This is a genomic window from Ewingella sp. AOP8-B2-18 (genome assembly GCF_052376015.1).
GTDB classification, from domain to species: Bacteria; Pseudomonadota; Gammaproteobacteria; order Enterobacterales; family Enterobacteriaceae; genus Ewingella; species Ewingella allii.
On sequence record NZ_JBQSVB010000002.1, the window covers coordinates 424,041 to 441,817 of the forward strand.

Annotated in this window: 17 protein-coding genes; 5 read left to right on the forward strand and 12 right to left on the reverse strand. The window is 50.3% G+C overall.

Features of this window, described 5'->3' with window-relative positions; all coding sequences use genetic code 11:
* The first annotated feature begins 7 nt into the window (after positions 1-7).
* Positions 8-238 (forward strand): YceK/YidQ family lipoprotein, encoded by a 231-nt coding sequence (locus tag ACT3RR_RS06155; protein ID WP_353503992.1) that lies wholly within the window; start codon positions 8-10, stop codon positions 236-238.
* Between the two features lie 16 nt (positions 239-254).
* Here ACT3RR_RS06155 and ACT3RR_RS06160 read toward each other — a convergent pair whose 3' ends face one another.
* On the reverse strand, positions 255-662 hold the full coding sequence (locus tag ACT3RR_RS06160) for a MysB family protein (protein WP_353502569.1): 408 nt from the start codon (positions 660-662) through the stop codon (positions 255-257).
* A gap of 220 nt (positions 663-882) precedes the next feature.
* Between ACT3RR_RS06160 and ACT3RR_RS06165 the strand changes: the two genes are divergently transcribed.
* Positions 883-1,281 (forward strand): VOC family protein, encoded by a 399-nt coding sequence (locus ACT3RR_RS06165; protein WP_496199950.1) that lies wholly within the window; start codon positions 883-885, stop codon positions 1,279-1,281.
* A 1-nt stretch (position 1,282) separates the two neighbouring features.
* On the opposite strand, the gene mdtG is transcribed toward ACT3RR_RS06165, so the two are convergent.
* From mdtG to ACT3RR_RS06180, 3 genes are all read right to left on the reverse strand, one after another.
* The gene (mdtG, locus tag ACT3RR_RS06170; protein ID WP_396130323.1) at positions 1,283-2,521 is read right to left on the reverse strand and encodes a multidrug efflux MFS transporter MdtG; all 1,239 of its coding nucleotides are present in this window, start codon (positions 2,519-2,521) and stop codon (positions 1,283-1,285) included.
* Between the two features lie 272 nt (positions 2,522-2,793).
* A complete protein-coding gene (locus ACT3RR_RS06175; RefSeq protein WP_353502566.1) occupies positions 2,794-3,726 on the reverse strand; it encodes a Kdo(2)-lipid IV(A) acyltransferase in 933 nt (310 codons plus the stop codon).
* 425 nt (positions 3,727-4,151) lie between these two features.
* Complete coding sequence (locus ACT3RR_RS06180; protein ID WP_485901237.1) at positions 4,152-5,249, reverse strand: NADH:flavin oxidoreductase/NADH oxidase; 1,098 nt, start codon at positions 5,247-5,249, stop codon at positions 4,152-4,154.
* Positions 5,250-5,495: 246 nt separating this feature from the next.
* Between ACT3RR_RS06180 and trhO the strand changes: the two genes are divergently transcribed.
* The gene (trhO, locus tag ACT3RR_RS06185; RefSeq protein WP_496199951.1) at positions 5,496-6,551 is read left to right on the forward strand and encodes an oxygen-dependent tRNA uridine(34) hydroxylase TrhO; all 1,056 of its coding nucleotides are present in this window, start codon (positions 5,496-5,498) and stop codon (positions 6,549-6,551) included.
* A gap of 71 nt (positions 6,552-6,622) precedes the next feature.
* Here the strand turns inward: trhO and ACT3RR_RS06190 are convergent, their stop codons facing one another.
* Both ACT3RR_RS06190 and ACT3RR_RS06195 read right to left on the reverse strand, forming a co-directional pair.
* On the reverse strand, positions 6,623-7,201 hold the full coding sequence (locus ACT3RR_RS06190; protein WP_496199952.1) for a YceI family protein: 579 nt from the start codon (positions 7,199-7,201) through the stop codon (positions 6,623-6,625).
* A 24-nt stretch (positions 7,202-7,225) separates the two neighbouring features.
* The gene (locus ACT3RR_RS06195; RefSeq protein ID WP_353502562.1) at positions 7,226-7,786 is read right to left on the reverse strand and encodes a cytochrome b; all 561 of its coding nucleotides are present in this window, start codon (positions 7,784-7,786) and stop codon (positions 7,226-7,228) included.
* A 409-nt stretch (positions 7,787-8,195) separates the two neighbouring features.
* Here ACT3RR_RS06195 and ACT3RR_RS06200 point away from each other — a divergent pair, with 409 nt between their 5' ends.
* Positions 8,196-9,233 carry an AI-2E family transporter gene (locus tag ACT3RR_RS06200; RefSeq protein ID WP_396130328.1) on the forward strand — a complete coding sequence of 346 codons (1,038 nt, stop codon included), beginning with the start codon at positions 8,196-8,198 and terminating at the stop codon, positions 9,231-9,233.
* A 58-nt stretch (positions 9,234-9,291) separates the two neighbouring features.
* Here the strand turns inward: ACT3RR_RS06200 and ACT3RR_RS06205 are convergent, their stop codons facing one another.
* The 5 genes from ACT3RR_RS06205 to pyrC form a co-directional block, all read right to left on the reverse strand.
* The gene (locus tag ACT3RR_RS06205; RefSeq protein ID WP_485901232.1) at positions 9,292-9,942 is read right to left on the reverse strand and encodes a LuxR C-terminal-related transcriptional regulator; all 651 of its coding nucleotides are present in this window, start codon (positions 9,940-9,942) and stop codon (positions 9,292-9,294) included.
* 195 nt (positions 9,943-10,137) lie between these two features.
* Entirely contained in the window at positions 10,138-11,256 is a 1,119-nt protein-coding gene (gene solA, locus ACT3RR_RS06210; protein ID WP_496199953.1) for an N-methyl-L-tryptophan oxidase, read from the reverse strand.
* 181 nt (positions 11,257-11,437) lie between these two features.
* On the reverse strand, positions 11,438-11,692 hold the full coding sequence (gene bssS, locus ACT3RR_RS06215) for a biofilm formation regulator BssS (protein WP_353502558.1): 255 nt from the start codon (positions 11,690-11,692) through the stop codon (positions 11,438-11,440).
* Positions 11,693-12,027: 335 nt separating this feature from the next.
* A complete protein-coding gene (gene dinI, locus ACT3RR_RS06220) occupies positions 12,028-12,276 on the reverse strand; it encodes a DNA damage-inducible protein I (RefSeq protein WP_353502557.1) in 249 nt (82 codons plus the stop codon).
* 117 nt (positions 12,277-12,393) lie between these two features.
* Positions 12,394-13,443 (reverse strand): dihydroorotase, encoded by a 1,050-nt coding sequence (gene pyrC, locus ACT3RR_RS06225; protein ID WP_496199954.1) that lies wholly within the window; start codon positions 13,441-13,443, stop codon positions 12,394-12,396.
* A gap of 206 nt (positions 13,444-13,649) precedes the next feature.
* Here pyrC and ACT3RR_RS06230 point away from each other — a divergent pair, with 206 nt between their 5' ends.
* Positions 13,650-13,937, forward strand: coding sequence for a putative quinol monooxygenase (locus ACT3RR_RS06230; protein WP_353502555.1), 288 nt, complete (start codon positions 13,650-13,652; stop codon positions 13,935-13,937).
* Positions 13,938-14,012: 75 nt separating this feature from the next.
* On the opposite strand, the gene rne is transcribed toward ACT3RR_RS06230, so the two are convergent.
* Positions 14,013-17,315: a ribonuclease E gene (rne, locus tag ACT3RR_RS06235; RefSeq protein WP_496199955.1), complete on the reverse strand. Its 3,303-nt coding sequence runs from the start codon at positions 17,313-17,315 to the stop codon at positions 14,013-14,015.
* Positions 17,316-17,777: the final 462 nt, after the last annotated feature.

Consider the following 17,777-nt stretch of genomic DNA (forward strand, 5'->3'; position numbering starts at 1 on the left):
ACATTCAATGCTACGCGCTGTCGCCCTCGGGGCGCTGGTCATTACCCTGACAGGCTGCGGCAGCATTATCAGCCGAACCGTTCCGGGGCAGGGGCACGGTAATCAATACTACCCGGGCGTGCAGTGGGACGTGCGAGACGGCCCGTGGCGCTATGTCACTATTATCGACGTTCCGCTGTCGATGATTGTCGACACCTTCATGCTGCCGATTGACGCCCGCCACGGGCCTTATGAGTGAGGGATTGCTTCGGGCGTTAGTCTATATCCTTGCCCGGGTAATCATCCTCATCATCCCACTCATCGGCCGCGGCTTTGCCCTCTTCGGTATCTAAGGGCGGCTCATACTGATATTCACCTTCGTCCCATTCGTAGAGCGTACCTTCGTCCAGCCACTCCTCCTCCAGCTCTTGCGCGTCGTAGTCGCCATCAAAAATAGCCTGAGCCGCCTCGCCGCTGCGGAAATTGGTGCTCTCAACGGCATCGCCATCGCGGGTAAAGAACTCAGCTTCCCACATGATATCGCCGTCCTGCATCACATACTTTTGCAGGTTGAACTGTTCAGGGATTGCCTCTTCATCGTTATCGGTGGCGTCTCGCGCAGCCTCAAGAAACACTTCCCGGGCGGCATCAACGGCTTCTTCTAAGGTTGCATACATGCTCATCTTTTTCTCCTGAGTTGCTTTAACGAGGATGGTGGATAATGTTTAATGCGTTAGTTATTAGGCGCTAACGGCTGAGTTATAAAAATTCTGTGTGTGTTTTCTAACTCACTAATTGTTGACGCTATGGCTGAGGTTGCAAGTTTTCACCGGCTAATAACGCAGAAATTAACCGTTTTTTTGCTTTTTTCAGACCACTTCACCCACAAGGAGATTGGCGCTCATGATTTCAAGGCAGGCCGTTTTGCGCATTGCTCGCCCCACCGACAATATTCGGATCATCGCGCAGATGTATCAGCAGGGGTTGGGGTTTGAGCTGTTAGGACAGTTTGAGGATCATCAGGGTTTTGACGGCGTGATTATCGGGCATCCTAAGCACCATTATCACCTCGAATTCACTCATCATCGCGGTGCACGGGTGGGCAGGGCACCCACGCAGGATAACCTGTTAGTGTTTTATATTCCCCATGGCGAAGAGTGGCTGCAGCAATGCGAACAGATGGTGAAAGCAGGGTTTGGCAAGGTGGCGTCTTACAACCCTTATTGGGATGAAACCGGCAGCACCTTTGAAGATGCTGACGGTTATCGCGTGGTCTTGGCGCGGCGCGACTGGACGGTCTGATTTACTCCGCCGTCACTTCGCGTTGGCGGCGTTGCAGGCTCCAGTAGGAGTAAACGGCGTTAAAAAGCACCACCACGGCAGTGACGCAAAACACCGTGCGGAAGCCGTAGCTTGCGGAGACGGCGGCACCTAGTAGCGGGCCGGTCACGTTACCCACGTCGCGGAACGACTGGTTATAGCTGAACACTCGCCCGGCGACCTGATTAGTACAGTTATAGATAAGCAAAGTTTGCACCGCAGGCAGCAGCGCGCCGTCTGCCGCGCCAAGCATAAAGCGCAGGATCCCCAGTTGCAGCGGGTTCTGCACAAAGGCCATCGGAATGAGAAGCAGCACCGACACGCCCAGCATGGCCACCAGAATTTTCTCCGGGCCAATCCTATCCCCCAGCTTACCCAGCCTTGGCGCACTCATCAGCGCCGCCACGCCCGGCACCGAGGCGATCATGCCGCTGATAAAGGCCAGGTTCTGCGTGTTCCCCGCCAGTTCGCGGACGTACAGCGTCAAGATTGGCGCAATCGACCCCGTCGCCACCTGAATAATCATGGTGGTAATGAATAGGCACAGCACTAACTTGGGATTTTTCAGCGAGGCGAAAACCTGTTTGCGATTCAGCATATCCTTCTTGTTAACCGGCATAAACTGTTCGCGAATGAAGTATAACGTCATGATAAAGCACAGGAAAAGCACGAAGGCGGTGATGAAGAACACCGGGCGAAGCCCGTAGCTGTCGGCCAGCAGCCCGCCGACCAGTGGGCCAATCAAAGCGCCGCTAACCGCGCCCGTGGATAAAGTCCCTAGCGCCCAGCCACTTTTATTGCGGGGGATTTGAGTAGCAATCAGCGCGTTGGCGTTGGGCACAAAGCCGCCGAGCAGGCCGAGCAGAGCACGTAACACCAGAAACTGCCAAATATTGGTTGCCAGACCCATCAAGGCCATCACAATCGCCATGCCGAGGGCAGAGCGCAACAGCATGATTTTACGACCTTTACGGTCAGCCAGGCTGCCCCAGAAGGGTGAGGCGATGGCGGAGAACAGGAACGTAATGCTGAACACCAGGCCGGACCACATGTTCAGGGATTCATGGCCGGTTACACCGAGGGTTTCAACGTACAGGGGCAGGAAGGGCATGATCAGACTGAATGCTGCGCCAGTCAGGAAACATCCTATCCAAGCAACGAAGAGATTTCGCTTCCAATTTATAGGGTCTGGTGCCGTTTCTGCTGCGGGTTCCGATGTCATAAATTACCGATATGAAAGGTCCATTGGCTCTGAGCTGTCGGGCGAGTGCCAGAGCGGATTAACTATCATGCGTTAGGGTGATAATTATGCGCCTATTAATCAGTCACATCAATGATGTTACGGAAAAGTTAACGCAGAAAATAAAATACCGGTTTAAGAATTTTGCTGCATTGCAAAAGATCAATGATTAGCGAGATAAGTATTACGCAGAGGGCAGGAGGCAGGGCTGGGAAAGCCCAAGGCAGTGCACCTTGGGCGGCAAAACGCAGGCATTATTCGAGAGCTTGATATAAAGAAGGTTCACCCTCTGGACGGGTTTTAAAGCGACGGTGCAGCCACATGTACTGCTCAGGCGCGAGGCGAATCTCATCCTCAACCACTTTATTCATATAAGCCGCAGCGACCACTTCATCTTCCAGCGGGAAGTTTTCAACTGCCGGATGAAGAAGTAACTCATAGCCCTTACCGTTTTCCAAACGGCGCGGCGTGAACGGAATGATCGCCGGTTTACCCATGCGAGCCAGCAGGTAAGTCCCGGTAGTGGTCGCGGCTTTGTCCACGGCGAAGAAGGGCACGAAGACGCTGCTGCGCGGGCCGTAGTCGTGGTCCGGCGCGTACCAGATGATGTCACCTTGCTTCAGGCTGCGGATCATGCCTTTCAGGTCTTTGCGGTCGATCATCGCTTTATTGGAGCGCATGCGACCTTTAGTCTGGATCCAATCCATCAGTTTGTTATCGTGCGGGCGATAGACCCCAACCCCCGGATTATGGATGCCGAAGATGCGCGCGCCGAGTTCCAGCGTCAGGAAGTGGACGCCGATCAGCAATACGCCTTGCTGGTTGTCTCGCGCTTTCTGGATGTGCTCAAGCCCGCTGACTTTGAACCAGCGTTCAATACGCCGGTCTGGCCAGAACCACGCCATGCCCGTTTCAAACAGCCCCATCCCCACGGATTCAAAATTCTTCAGCACCATATGGTCGCGCTGTTCAGGGCTCATTTCTGGGAAGCAGAGTTCGAGATTGCGTTGAGCAATATTAAAGCGGCGTCTTAAAAAACGCATAGAAAAACGGCCTAGCCCAGTACCCAGGCGGTAAATAACCGGGTACGGCAGAAGCACCAGCAGGTAAAGCAGGCCTAATCCTAGCCATGTTATCCAATAACGTGGATGCAGTAGTGAACGTGTAAAGGTCGGTACCTGAGTCATAAAATCTCTGCGTCAATGTGTCGAAGTAAGAAGATATAAGCTCTGTCTATATGCAGTAGCCAGCCACAGAAAACACACCACAACCCGGCTTTCATAGCCGCTGCGAGTCATTCCCTTAAGCGAAGTGACGTATTGTGGCATTTTTTAGGTTTCAGGTGAAAATTAACGGCATGAATAGTTCATTTGTTAGCTATCTGCCTATCAATAGCGCAAAGGGTGCCGCTTTTGTGAGCAAGCCCCAGAATCATCGTGCGGTTAAGATCGTTTGAATATCGGCAGACATCGCTATTTTGTCAATTTTCCACGTCATAAAATTTGATTTAAAAAGGCTGAATTAACACAAATTGAAGGTGTGCTGGTTTTTACAATAAAAAAGGGCAACTTGCGTTGCCCCTCTTATTAATAATAATGCGCTTAAACTCTGATTATTCTGACCAGAATAACCCTTTAACATTGTGCGGCTCGCTGCGCCAATATTGCTTCGGTGCTGAAACTTTTGCGCCAAGTTTAGCCGCGGCGTGCCACGGCCAGCGCGGGTTATAGAGAATTCCGCGTGCCAGAGCCACCATATCCGCCTGACCTGTGCCAACAATAGCTTCGGCCTGATCTGGCTCCGTTATCAGCCCTACGGCGATCACCGGCATGCTGACTTCCTGCTTGATGCGTTCGGCAAAGGGCACTTGGTAATTCGGGCCAATGGTGATTTTCTGCTGCGGGCTCAGGCCGCCGCTGGAGACGTGAATATAGCTGCAACCCAGCTTTTCTAGCTCTTTCGCCAGCACCACCGACTGCTCTAAGTCCCAGCCACCTTCAACCCAGTCCGTGGCGGAAATACGCACGCCGATAGGCTTGTCGGCAGAAAAGGCCTGACGAATTTCCTGATAGATTTCAAGCAGCAGGCGCATACGGTTTTCCAGCGAGCCGCCGTAGTTATCGGTGCGCTGGTTGGAGAGTGGCGACAGGAACTGGTGCAGCAGATAGCCATGCGCGCCGTGCAGCTCCAGCAGGTCAAAGCCCAGGCGGTCAGCTCTTTTAGCGGATTCCACATAAGCCGCTTTCAGCTGGGCAATGCGTTCTAACGAAATGGCTTCTGGCGTGGCATCGGTATCTGCGAAGGGTATGGCAGAAGGAGCGATGGTCTGCCAGCCGCCTTCTTCCCTCGTCAGCTGCTTGCCACCTTTCCACGGCACGTGGCAGGAGGCCTTGCGTCCGGCGTGGCCCAGCTGTAAGCCGAGAGGAATGTCGCTGTTATCGCGAAGGGAAGCGACCAGATCTTTCATGGCGGCTTCGGTTTCGTCATCCCACAAACCTAAATCTTGGGGCGAGATGCCGCCAATGGCTTCTACCGCGGTGGCTTCGAGGATAAGCAACCCCGCGCCGGAGAAAGAGAGCTGCCCAAGATGAGCATGATGCCAGGTTGTTGCCTTGCCGTTATCAGAAGAGTATTGGCACATCGGGGCAATGATAATGCGGTTAGCTAATGTCAGATTACCTAGCGAGATGGGTTGGAAAAGCTTACTCATAGTTTCCTCATTATCTTGGTTTAATGGCTGAGAATTCACCCTAACTCATTTGAGGTTATCCCATTTCCCGCGCTTTGCCTTAGCACTTGCCGCCTTTCCTCAATCTTTTAACCGAAATTTTGCAACGGAAGATGTCGAAAATGTTGGTTTAATGTATGATGTTGCCGCTCGAAAAGTGGTGCTGTGGCCCATTACCAGCCCCGCTGATTAACTAAGCATTAACCTCGAAAGACAGGAAAGTACACCATGCCAGTGTTACATAACCGAATTTCTAACGAGGAACTGAAGGCGCGCATGTTGGCTGAAACTGAGCCGCGCACCACGGTTTCTTTTTATAAATACTTCCACCTCGAAGACCCAAAAGCCTTCCGCGACATGCTCTACGTCTGCCTGACCAAACTGAATGTATTTGGTCGAATCTATGTGGCACACGAAGGGATCAACGCGCAAATCAGCGTGCCAAACAATCAGTTCGAAGCGTTCAAAACCGCGCTTTTCGCTAGCCATCCCGCATTGGACCAGATTCGTTTGAATATCGCTTTGGAAGACGATGGCAAATCCTTCTGGGTTCTGCGTCTTAAAGTGCGCGATCGCATCGTGGCTGACGGCATTGATGACGATACCTTTGACCCGTCGAACGTCGGGCATTATCTCAAAGCCGAAGAAGTCAACGCGATGATTGACGACCCCGACGCGCTATTTGTCGACATGCGTAACCACTACGAGTATGAAGTGGGCCATTTTGACAAGGCGATTGAAGTACCTTCAGACACTTTCCGCGACCAACTGCCGATGGCGGTGGACATGCTGAAAGAAGATAAAGAGAAGAAAATCGTCATGTACTGCACCGGCGGCATTCGCTGCGAAAAAGCCAGTGCTTATATGATGCATAACGGTTTTAAAAATGTTTATCACGTTGAAGGTGGCATCATTGAGTACGCCCGTCGTGCCAAAGAGCAGGGCCTGCCGGTCAAATTCAAAGGTAAGAACTTTGTGTTTGACGAACGCATGGGCGAGCGCATTTCAGACGACGTCATTGCCCACTGCCACCAGTGCGGCGCCGAGTGCGACAGCCACACCAACTGCCTTAACGACGGCTGCCATCTACTGTTCATCCAGTGCCCGAGCTGCGCGGCCAAGTTTGAGGGATGCTGTAGCGAAATGTGCCAGACCGAGCTGAAATTGCCGCTAGAAGAGCAGCGCGCACTGCGAGCCGGGCGGGAAAATGGCATCAAAGTCTTCAATAAGTCCAAAGGACTGTTGCAGACCACCATGCACATTCCGGCACCTGAAAAACAGTAATTTGCCAGTATGAAGTGAAAAGGGCCTGTATCAGATACAGGCCCTTTTTTTAGCGAGATTGTCAGGCGAAATTACTTCTCCTGAACCCCTTCCACCGAGATGATCAGCTCCACTTCTTGCGAGGCCGGTCCCAAATCGGTCGTGATGCCGTAATCTTTCAGCTTGATGTCCCCTGCCGCTTCAAAGCCTGCACGGTAGCCGCCCCACGGATCTTTACCTTGGCCGAGCAACTTAGCTTGCAGAGTTACAGGCTTGGTGACGCCGTTTAGCGTTAAATCGCCAGTGACAGCAAGACCATCACCCTCTTTTGTCACCGACGTTGAGGTGAAGGTCGCCTGCGGGTGCTTGGTGACATTAAGGAATTCGGCACTGCGCAAATGCTTGTCGCGCTCGGCATGGTTGGTGAAGACGCTGGTGGTATTAATGGTGACATTCACCTTGTCAGCCGATGGGTCTTTCTCATCGAAGGTAAAACCGCCGTCGAAATCATTAAAGCTGCCGTACAGCCAGCTGTAACCCAAGTGCTTGATACGAAACTCGATAAAGGCGTGCTGCCCCTCTTTATCAATCTTATAGTTAGCCGCCGTTGCGCTACCAGCAGCGAGTAACAAAGACGCCAGCGTTAAGCCCAGAGTGGTTTTTTTGAACATGATGATCCTCCATTATCCAACAAGTTAATCGGAACGCGGCCGTTGCCCCAGCATGCGGGTTAGGGTGATGTCCCGGTCAATAAAATGATGTTTAAGCGCCGCAAGGCCGTGAAGTACAGAAACAATGACGATGCCCCAAGCCACCCAGAGATGAATCACGCCCGCGATGTCTGCCTGCTGGTTCAAACCAAACAGGGTGGCGGGGATCTCAAACCAGCCAAAGACGCTAATGGGCTGACCTTCGGCAGTGGAAATGAGATAGCCACTGATCAAAATGGTGAACAAGCCAATAAACAGCACCACGTGGGCCAGCCAGGCACCAAGGCGTGTTGCCTTGCTGTAGCTTTTTAACGGGGAAGGGGGCGGAGAGAGAAAACGCCAAACCAGACGCAAGACCATAACCGCGAAAACGCAGACGCCGATGCTTTTATGCAGCTCGGGCGCACGGTGATACCAACCATCGTAATACCCCAGCCCGACCATCCATAGCCCCAAGGCAAACATGGCGTAAAAAGCCACAGCAACCAGCCAATGCATCAGCACGGAAAGATGGCCAAATTGAACGGGTGTGTTTTTCCACTGCACGGTAATTCCTTAATTAAACAGCATCCTTTAAATGAAAATAAACATGTGGAAACATTTAATCAATAATAAATCCCAATCTATTTAACTTATTTAAACTTGTTCTTTATATTTGAATAAGATTCATGGTTTTTATTCAATGGTGCAGTGTTAAATATAGGTATTCAGATAAGATTGGCTTTTTGTCAGGTTTTGCAAGGCTTGGTAAAGATATTTATATATCAATATATTTGATATAAAAAGCACACTTGCCGCTGATTTTTCCCTTTTTTTAGTTTTGCATAGCTAATTTGGCGATATGCTACTCTTTGAAAGGTAAATTCCGGAGTGGCATAAGAAGATAAGTCATACTAATTAAATCAGCAGCTAATCGCGTGACGAGACTCAATATAAGCAATAAAGGGAGAGATGAATGGCCAAGTCCGTGGTGACGGTAAAGGGTTTGAAGATCGCCATTATGATGGGCATGCTGGTGATCATCTTCGCAGGGATCAAATCGGCGGCGGATATTATCGTGCCTTTTATTCTGGCACTGTTTTTGGCTTTCGTGTTCAACCCGCTGATTGTTCGCCTGGAGCGAATTCGCTTTCCACGCCCTCTGGCCGTTCTGTTAGTCGCGGCCATTGTCGTCATGCTGATGGTTTTCCTTACCAGTATGCTGATTGTGACGCTCAATGACTTTGGCCGCACGCTGCCACAATACCGCGGCCTGATTTCGCAGAAGTTCGAAGATTTGCAGAGCCTTTTACAGATTAATGGGCTGGGGTTTTCCTTTGAAACGCTGGCCGGGTATTTTGATCCTGGCTATGCCATCAACCTGATTAGTCGCCTTATCACTCATCTTTCCAATGCCATGGCGGGCGTTTTCCTGTTGGTCATGACCGTCGTATTTATGCTGCTTGAAGTGCCGCAGTTGCCCTACAAGTTAAATCAGTTATCCGAAAACAGAGCACAGGGAGCGGGAAGTATTCAACGCGCTTTAGACAGCGTGACGCGCTATCTGGTGATCAAAACGTTAATTAGCATAGCCACCGGGTTAACGATTTGGGCATTGCTGGCTTTGCTCGGCGTACGTTTTGCTTTTCTCTGGGGCTTATTAGCCTTTGCATTAAATTATATCCCTAACATTGGTTCGATAATTGCCGCCATTCCGCCGATCATTCAGGCTTTTTTATTTAATGGTGTCAGTGAGGGGATAACCTTAATTGCCGGTTATTTGGCGATAAATCTTATTATTGGCAATATTGTTGAGCCGAGAATATTAGGAAAAGGATTGGGGTTATCCACTTTAGTTGTATTCATGTCATTAATATTCTGGGGATGGCTGATGGGACCGGTAGGAATGCTGCTTTCGGTGCCGCTAACCATTGTGCTCAAGATTGCATTTGAACCTACGGTAGCGGGGCATAAGATTGCTGTACTGCTCGGGGATGGCAAGCCGGCCAAGTAAAATTGAAGAGATCTAAACAAAGAGAAAGAAAGGTCTTTCTCTTTGTTTTTTATGTGTTTTATTGTTTGTAGAGCGTCAGGATTTCGTCTTTTATCTGCCGACTGATAGGCGCGCGAGCTGATTCGTTGATCGGCCAAAAAAGGTATTTGATAAAGTTATACACAAAACAGAACTCGAGCCTGTTTCTCACTTTAATTTTCTGCGCCAGATGGCGTTTATGCACATATACCGTTCTATTACTGATCTCAAGCTTGCGAGCAATCTTGTGATTGGGCATTTCCGACATCCAGTAATTCATCACCAGTATTTCTTGCTCGCTAAAGATACAGCGAGTGTTATAAGGCGGATAATAGGTGCTACCTTCAGCGATGGTTTTCAACAAGGTCGTCACAAGCTGTTTATTAAGAATATAAACATCGTTAGTGATGTGTACCGGATGGTTAGTGACAGGATATTGCGAATCCAGATAACAAAACATTGCCGTATCTTGCAGAAGATCGAGGAAGGTTTTTATTTCTGTCGAGAATTTAGAGTTTTGGCAAAGCTGGGTGATATTAATCAGCACCAACTCAGGGCTAAATTGCGTCATGTGAGGAATAGCATCGGCTATGCTCACAAAGTCGAGAATTTCTATCTGATTGTTATTGAATAAGAAAGAGTGTATTCCGAGACGGGTAAAGCCGCAGGGTTCAATAATTAATATTTTCATAAAACGTCCTTGTCCATGCGCAATCGTTGCGCGACAACCACCACTCCTGTGATAGCTATTGGAAGGATAGATTCATAATGGCAAATGTGTCAATTCGAAAACGCTTGGGAATAAGATTAACGGCCATTCTTGCTAGCTGAATGGCCTTTTGACGATATTTTCTGGTTATTAAAACCGAAAAATAGTTGAGTGATTTTAGTTAAAACGCGAAAGCGAGAAAGGCGTAAAGTCAAACTCGGTTTTTTGGTTTGCACCAAATTGGGCAACGATTTCACCTAATACGCTGGCGAATTTAAAACCATGGCCACTCAAACCGGTGATGATAAGCGTATTGTCATGCTCAGGCAGGGTATCAATAATGAAATCTTCATCGGCAGTCACGTCATAGGTGCAAGCAGCGCCGTGAAGGCAAACGCCGACGCCTGGCAGGTGGTGGCGCAGGAAATTGAACACTTCTGTGCCGTCTGCGGCGATGCTGCCGAAGGGTTTACGCCCTTCAGGGCCAGCGATCGGCTGACCGCCATTGTGTTTGCCCAGCTTCAGGGCATCTTTTACCGCCGGGAAACCATAGTATTGGTCACCGTTGAGGGTCTGGAAAGTAAACGCCGGGAAGTGATTCTCTTCGCTGTAGCGGCCATCGGCGTGGTGCCACGCAAACACCTTGCGCACCGGGCTAACAGGCAGCTCTGGCAGCAGGGTTTTAATCCAGGTGCCTGCCGTTAAAGCAATGCGCGGCGCGCGATAGCTGCCTTCATGCGTGGTGACCGTAACGCCGCCATCCTCTTTGTAGCTTATCGATTCCACCGTGCATTTAAACAGTTGTGCACAGCCTGCCTCGCGCGCCAGGCGAATATAAGCGGCAACGGCCAGCTCGCTTTGCAGATAGCCCGAATCCTTTTCAAACACACCGCAGTATTCGTCGGAGATAGCAATCAGAGGCCATTTAGCCCTGATCTCCTCTGCGCTCATCGACTGGGTATTCAGTTGATAATCCACGGCGGTGCTTTTTACATTGTTGATGAATTCTGAGTCCAGCGGCCCTATGTTAATTACGCCGCTGCGATGAAAAATCTTCTCGCCACTTAGCGTTGCCAGCTCATCCCAAAGCTGCTGGGCGCGCAGCACCATCGGCACGTAGCGCGCACCTTCGCCATAGGCGTGACGGATAATTCGCGTCTCGCCGTGGTGGCTGCCTTCCTGATGGGGCGGCATGGCGCTGTCTATCATCAATACTTTTAGACCGGCGCGCGTTGCATAGTACCCTGCCGCTGAACCGACAGAACCGCTGCCGACAATAATGAGGTCGTATTGCATTTCAGCTTCCTCTGATGATTTTTAAGAAAATATTGTTGGGCATAATAGAGAGATAGCTCACCGAAAGGCAAGTTAACTCCGGCCATGCAGTGTGGTTAAGTGTGCGGATGTTGCGGTGAGAGCCATAAAAAAAAGCACCCTGACATCAATGTGAGGGTGCTTTTAGAGTGGTAGGTGAAAACTAGTGTTTGCGATGGTCAATGTACTCGTACTCGTTCGATTCAATCTTTTCTATACCAGCTTCGAGAATGTTAATCAGTTGTCGCGCTACGTCTGTCGTTAACCACAATGTTCTGTCTACTTTGGCATCTTCTGCCGGTTGGTCTTTTGAAGACAGGTAATGAAGACGTATCATCATTGCATCGTAAGAGTCGACGGTACTGATATCCCAGCCCACAAGTGGGTGTGTTTGAATAACTTCATCATTTCTGTCCATATAGACCCCTTAATTTGTAGTGACTAGCATGAGTAACTAACGAGGATCAATGCGGCTCATTATCTGGTGAGCAATTCCAGTATAAACACTTAAGGAGGCTTTTGGGGGCTATTAATGTTTTTAACAGTAAAAAAAGTGTGATGAAAGATGAATAAAGCGGACGAAAACAATTAAAACAGGGAATAATCTTAGAAATAAGGCAAATGAAAAAAACCGGACAGCGACGCCCGGTGAAAACTGCTCTAGAGAGCCTGGTTATATATCAACCTAATTATTATTAATCCTTTAATGCCGCAATTAAGATTTAGCGACCAATCAGGATCGCGACACTGATGTTATTCATCCGTGGAAAACCACTCGTCGGCGCTTTCCCAGGTTTCTTGCAGAATTTCTTCAATACGATCGCGGTCTGTCTTCGGCGCACCCATAACGGAGAGGTTATTAGAGCCGGCGTAGCGAACCTGAACTTTGTTGTCGGTGTCAGAAAATTGTTGGTTTATCCGTTTACTAAATTCACCTGACAGCGCTTCTAGAGCACCGGCTGGAAGAGGTTTGGTTTTATCGATTGTGACTTCAACACGCATATGACCCCCTGAATTGATATGACTGTATATTTATACAGTCATATTATGCAGTAAGCAAGGGGTACATGGATTTATGTCACCGCCAGACGAGAAACTGCCATCTGGCGGCACTTTCACTTAATAAGAAGTGACTTTCCACTGCAAGGTCTGCCCGGCGAGGAAAGGAACCACCGTCTCATCACCCAAGGCAATTTCTTCCGGCTGGGTCACGGCGACTTTTGTGATTTCGATGAAATCTTCATTAACTGGCAGGCCATAGAAACGCGGGCCATTCAACGAGCAGAAAGCTTCGAAATGCTGCAGGGCATTCATCTCTTCAAACACGGTGGCATAGGCAGGGATTGCCAGAGGGGCGTTAAAGCAGCCCGCGCAACCACAGCTCGACTCTTTGCGGCCTTTGGTATGAGGTGCTGAGTCGGTGCCGAGGAAGAAGCGATTAGAGCCGCTGGCGATAACGTCGCGCAGGGCCTGCTGATGCACGTTACGCTTCAAAATCGGCAAGCAGAACAGGTGAGGGCGGATGCCGCCAACTAGCATGTGATTGCGGTTAAACATTAGATGCTGTGGGGTGATAGTCGCGCCAATATACTCATTGCCACTGAGCACGTACTGAGCCGCTTCTTTAGTGGTGATGTGTTCAAAAACAATCTTCAGTTCAGGGAAGTGGGTGCGGATAGGATCCATCACTTCATCGATAAAGCGCGCTTCGCGGTCGAAAATGTCTACGTCGCTATGCGTTACTTCACCGTGGATCAGCAGCGGCATGCCAATCGATTGCATACGCTCGAAAATAGGGTAAATCGCTTTAACGTTGGACACGCCGTGTTGTGAGTTGGTGGTCGCATTTGCCGGGTAAAGTTTGGCGGCGGTAAACACGCCTTCCAGAAAACCACGAGCAACTTCTTCCGGGTCGAGAGAGTCCGTCAAATAGCAGGTCATTAGGGGGGTGAAGTTGTGACCAGCAGGGATATCCGCGTTGATGCGATCGCGATAAGCCACTGCAGCTGCAACGCTGGTGACCGGCGGTGTCAGATTAGGCATGACGATGGCGCGGGCAAAAACTTCACTGGTATAAGGCAAAACGGTAGCGAGCATTTCATCATCGCGCAGATGAATATGCCAATCGTCTGGGCGGCGAATTTTCAAAACTTGCGGTGTTGCGGTCATCAGGCAGGGCTCCGGCGTTGAAAAGCAATACGTGAATTTCAGATGCATTAACGGCGGGGAACAAGGATAAGCTGAAAACTGTTCAGTTGCATCTGTTTAATAAAGTTAACATTGAAATTGAGGCAAACAGAGGGCCATAGTAGGGGCAGGGTTTCACTAATCCTCATCTTCATCCATATTTAAAGGCTACTGCCAAAGGAGAAGTTATGGAAGTCAGAGTCGTTGCTACCGTCGTCGCTAAGCCTGAATTTCTGAAAGAAGTCACGGACGCTATGCACCAGTTGATCGAGCATAGCCGCCAAGAGTTAGGCTGCCTTCAGTATGATTTACACCAGGATATCGACCATCCCGAGACTTTTATTTTCTATGAACGCTGGGCCACGCAAGAAGCTCTGTCACAGCACAATGAAACTGAACACTTGGTAGGTTTCGCGCGTTTTATTGAGAAAAAGGTTTCTCGTTTGGACATCAAGCGTCTGAAAAAAATCGGCTAATTCACTTCTTAGCTCGTGAATCTTGACCAATAAAAAACCCGCCGAAGCGGGTTTTTTCATGACCAGAATGCCCTATTACTCAGTTGGCATTGCTGGCTTGGTTGCCGGAGCTGTTGCAGTAGTCGCTGCAGCATGGCCACCCGCTGAACCTTTACCATCAAAGTTGAACTCTGGACGCACCCAGTCACTCTGACGAGCAGGCTCTGGAACATAAGCCGGAGCAGGCGCTTTGGTCATTGGCGCGGTAGCGTGATGTTTGAAGCGCGGAGCAACCACATCGGTAGTGACTGCCTCAGCCGGAGCTGGAGCTTTAACTTCTACTGGCTGGACGGCTTCAACTTTTGGCTCACTCGCTACAGCCACTGGTTCAACAACAACAGGCTGCTGAGCTTCAGGTTTAACTTCAACCACTGGCGTTGGCTCAACTGGCTCGGCAGTTTCTGCTTCAACCAAAACTGGCTCGTCAGCAACAGGCTGCTCTACAACCTCTGGTTCTGCAGTCACTGATTCGGTCACTTCAGGCTTAGCAACTTCTTCAACCGGAGCCACTGCTGGCGCGGGTTCTTCAACTGCCGGAGCTTGAGTTTCTGCTGGTGCTTCTGCTACTGGCGTTTCAACAGCAGGTTGTTTCTGCGCTTCAACCACTTCAGTGACGACAGGTGCAGGGGTATTTTCCTGAGCAATTTCAACCTGATTAGTCAGTGTCTCGGCCTTCTCAACCACGGCTGCATGTTCATCTTGCTGTTCAGCGGCCTGAGCCACTGGGTAGCTGATCCACACTTTGCCAGATGCCATTTCTGGCGAAGCGAACGCACCCACTAATGGCATCGGTGACTGTGATGGGTAACGCTCATCACGGTAACGGCGACGACGCTGACCGCTGACGCGCAGGTGGCGAGGTGAACGACGCGAGCGACGTGGCATACCACCTTCGCGGCCGCCTTCGTTCTGACTGTCATCTGTCTCGACTGCGGCAGTTTGCTCAACTTCTGGCTCAGCGCGTGTTTCTTGCGCGGCTGGCGTTACCGTTGGCATGACGCCGGTGATCAACTGCTGGGCAGCTGCTTCAGCTTCATGATCGATTTCAGACTCGAAGCGTACTTTCTGGGAAAGCTGACGACGCTGACGACGTTGAGTTGGCTGACGATCTTCCTGAGCCGTTTCTTCAACAACGTTAGCGACAACTTCCTGAGCAACAACTTCTTGGACTTTATCTTCTGGGGTATTTTTGCGTTTGTCATCGGAACGACGACGTGAACGATCGCCACGCTCACGGCGCGGAGCTTGCTGCTGCTCGTCGCGAGAAGAGGTGTTTTCTTCTTCGTTACGTGTTTCAGCGGCGACGACAGGTTCTTGATTGCGACGGTTACGACGCTGATCTTCACACGGCTCGCGATTGTTCTCGCGGTTATCACGGCCTTCGCCACGGTTATCACGATTGTTTTCGCGACCTTCGCTGCGATTATCACGATTGCCACGCTCACCGCGCTCACCGTTGCGATCGCGACGACCATTGCCCTGACGACGCTGGTTACGACGATCACCGTTACGGCGATTTTCGTTCTCTGTGGTTTCAGGTTCAACTTTCGCTACTTCAACTGGCTTAGCTTCAGCCTGCGGCTCAGAGGCAAACAGACCTTTCAACCCGCTAAAGAAGCGGCTGACCAGACCCGGCTTAGCGGCAGCAGGCGCTGCTACAGCGGCTGGGCGAGCCGGTGCTGCTGGCTGCTCAACGGCTTCAGGACGGTCGAAAGAGCTTGGCGGCGCTTCGCTTTGCAGAGCAAATGCTGCAAGTGCAGGCTGCTCTGGGCGTTTACGCTCAGCAGGCATATCTTCAGAAGGTTGCAGCATCTCTGCTTCATGAATCTGCGGCAGCAAGTAGCTCAGTACCGAAGACTCTTCACCTTTACGTACGCGAAGTACGGAATAGTGAGGTGTTTGCATCTGATCGTTAGGCACGATCACCGCGCGCACGCCGCCTTGACGTTTTTCAATCGCATTGACTGATTCACGTTTTTCGTTCAACAGATACGAAGCAATCGGCACTGGAACAATGGCGTGAACTTCTTTGGTATTTTCTTTCAACGCTTCTTCTTCGATTAAACGAAGAATCGACAGGGACAGGGATTCGTTATCACGAATGGTCCCGGTACCGGCACAGCGCGGGCAGATGTGGTGCGTAGACTCACCCAGAGAAGGGCTGAGACGCTGACGCGACATCTCCAGCAAACCAAAGCGAGAGATACGGCCAATCTGAATGCGAGCACGGTCTTGACGAACGGCATCACGCAGACGGTTTTCAACTTCACGCTGATGGCGCACTGGCGTCATGTCGATGAAGTCGATAACAATCAGGCCACCCAAGTCGCGCAGGCGCAATTGGCGAGCAATTTCGTCTGCTGCTTCAAGGTTGGTGTTGAATGCGGTTTCTTCGATATCGCCGCCGCGCGTTGCACGTGCGGAGTTGATGTCGATAGCGGTTAGGGCTTCGGTGCTGTCGATAACAATGGAACCACCGGAAGGGAGACGCACTTCACGCTGGAACGCAGATTCAATCTGAGATTCAATCTGGTAATGGCTAAACAGCGGGATTTCACCGATGTAAGGCTTAATTTTGCTGCTGAAATCTGGACGACCCAAGGCTGCGATATGCTCTTTAGCCAAATCGAGAATTTTAGGGTTGTCGATCAGGATTTCGCCAATGTCTGGGCGCAGGTAATCGCGGAATGCGCGCACGATGACGTTGCTTTCCTGATGGATCAGGAAGGGAGCAGGGCGGCCTTCGGCGGCTTTTTTGATGGCGTCCCAGTGCTTCAGACGGAAGGTCAAATCCCACTGGAGTGCTTCAGCGGATTTACCTACACCGGCGGTACGCACGATGAGGCCCATGCCGTCTGGCAGTTGCAGCGAAGATAACGCTTCTTTCAGTTCAGTTCGGTCATCACCTTCAATCCGGCGGGAAATACCCCCAGCGCGTGGATTGTTAGGCATTAACACTAAATAGCTACCGGCCAGACTGATGAAGGTCGTCAGTGCTGCACCTTTATTACCACGCTCTTCTTTATCTACCTGAACAATAACTTCCTGACCTTCGCGCAGAACATCTTTGATGTTTGGGCGGCCATGCGAGGAGTAATTGCTAGGGAAGTATTCGCGAGAAATTTCTTTGAGGGGGAGGAAACCATGTCGCTCAGCGCCATAATCAACGAATGCCGCTTCCAGACTTGGTTCAATGCGGGTGATTTTACCCTTGTAAATATTGGCTTTTTTCTGTTCATGACCCGGACTTTCGATATCCAAATCATAGAGCCGCTGTCCATCCACAAGGGCAACGCGCAACTCTTCTTGCTGAGTTGCGTTTATCAACATTCTTTTCATCTTAACTTACTCATTATTTTTGCATTATTGACAGAGCTGCGGGCAAAATAACCTCATGGCCGGATAAACCGTTGGCCCCGAGTCTTCTCGCAAAGTCGTCAACCTCACGGTTGTCGCTTGCATAGGGGCGCATTATTTCGGTAAGCCTGCTTTTGCCGTATTAACCATACCAGCGTTATGAAAGCAGTACTTTTAGTAGGGGAATAGCTTCTGAATTTAGGTTAACAGATCTCATTCCATTTGCCGGCCAAGCTGCAATCCGCAGCCCGCTAATTGCTTGATTTCACATTACGTCTTACGCCATTGCTGCGCTTTTGTTCGATCAGACAAATCTATAATTCCTGCGTTTTCCCTAACTTAAGGAAAAGAACGCGGAAAGTGACCTCATTATTCCATTGCATGCACAGTGATAGCAAGGTGACTTTAGTAGTTGCAGTAAAGATTCTTATCCTTATGCGATGT

Coding starts and splice junctions, on each gene's coding strand:
- ACT3RR_RS06155 (WP_353503992.1), top strand. CDS start 8: ATGCTACGCGCTGTCGCCCTCGGGGCGCTGGTCATTACCCTGACAGGC.
- ACT3RR_RS06160 (WP_353502569.1), bottom strand. CDS start 662: ATGAGCATGTATGCAACCTTAGAAGAAGCCGTTGATGCCGCCCGGGAA.
- ACT3RR_RS06165 (WP_496199950.1), top strand. CDS start 883: ATGATTTCAAGGCAGGCCGTTTTGCGCATTGCTCGCCCCACCGACAAT.
- mdtG (WP_396130323.1), bottom strand. CDS start 2,521: ATGACATCGGAACCCGCAGCAGAAACGGCACCAGACCCTATAAATTGG.
- ACT3RR_RS06175 (WP_353502566.1), bottom strand. CDS start 3,726: ATGACTCAGGTACCGACCTTTACACGTTCACTACTGCATCCACGTTAT.
- ACT3RR_RS06180 (WP_485901237.1), bottom strand. CDS start 5,249: ATGAGTAAGCTTTTCCAACCCATCTCGCTAGGTAATCTGACATTAGCT.
- trhO (WP_496199951.1), top strand. CDS start 5,496: ATGCCAGTGTTACATAACCGAATTTCTAACGAGGAACTGAAGGCGCGC.
- ACT3RR_RS06190 (WP_496199952.1), bottom strand. CDS start 7,201: ATGTTCAAAAAAACCACTCTGGGCTTAACGCTGGCGTCTTTGTTACTC.
- ACT3RR_RS06200 (WP_396130328.1), top strand. CDS start 8,196: ATGGCCAAGTCCGTGGTGACGGTAAAGGGTTTGAAGATCGCCATTATG.
- ACT3RR_RS06205 (WP_485901232.1), bottom strand. CDS start 9,942: ATGAAAATATTAATTATTGAACCCTGCGGCTTTACCCGTCTCGGAATA.
- solA (WP_496199953.1), bottom strand. CDS start 11,256: ATGCAATACGACCTCATTATTGTCGGCAGCGGTTCTGTCGGTTCAGCG.
- bssS (WP_353502558.1), bottom strand. CDS start 11,692: ATGGACAGAAATGATGAAGTTATTCAAACACACCCACTTGTGGGCTGG.
- dinI (WP_353502557.1), bottom strand. CDS start 12,276: ATGCGTGTTGAAGTCACAATCGATAAAACCAAACCTCTTCCAGCCGGT.
- pyrC (WP_496199954.1), bottom strand. CDS start 13,443: ATGACCGCAACACCGCAAGTTTTGAAAATTCGCCGCCCAGACGATTGG.
- ACT3RR_RS06230 (WP_353502555.1), top strand. CDS start 13,650: ATGGAAGTCAGAGTCGTTGCTACCGTCGTCGCTAAGCCTGAATTTCTG.
- rne (WP_496199955.1), bottom strand. CDS start 17,315: ATGAAAAGAATGTTGATAAACGCAACTCAGCAAGAAGAGTTGCGCGTT.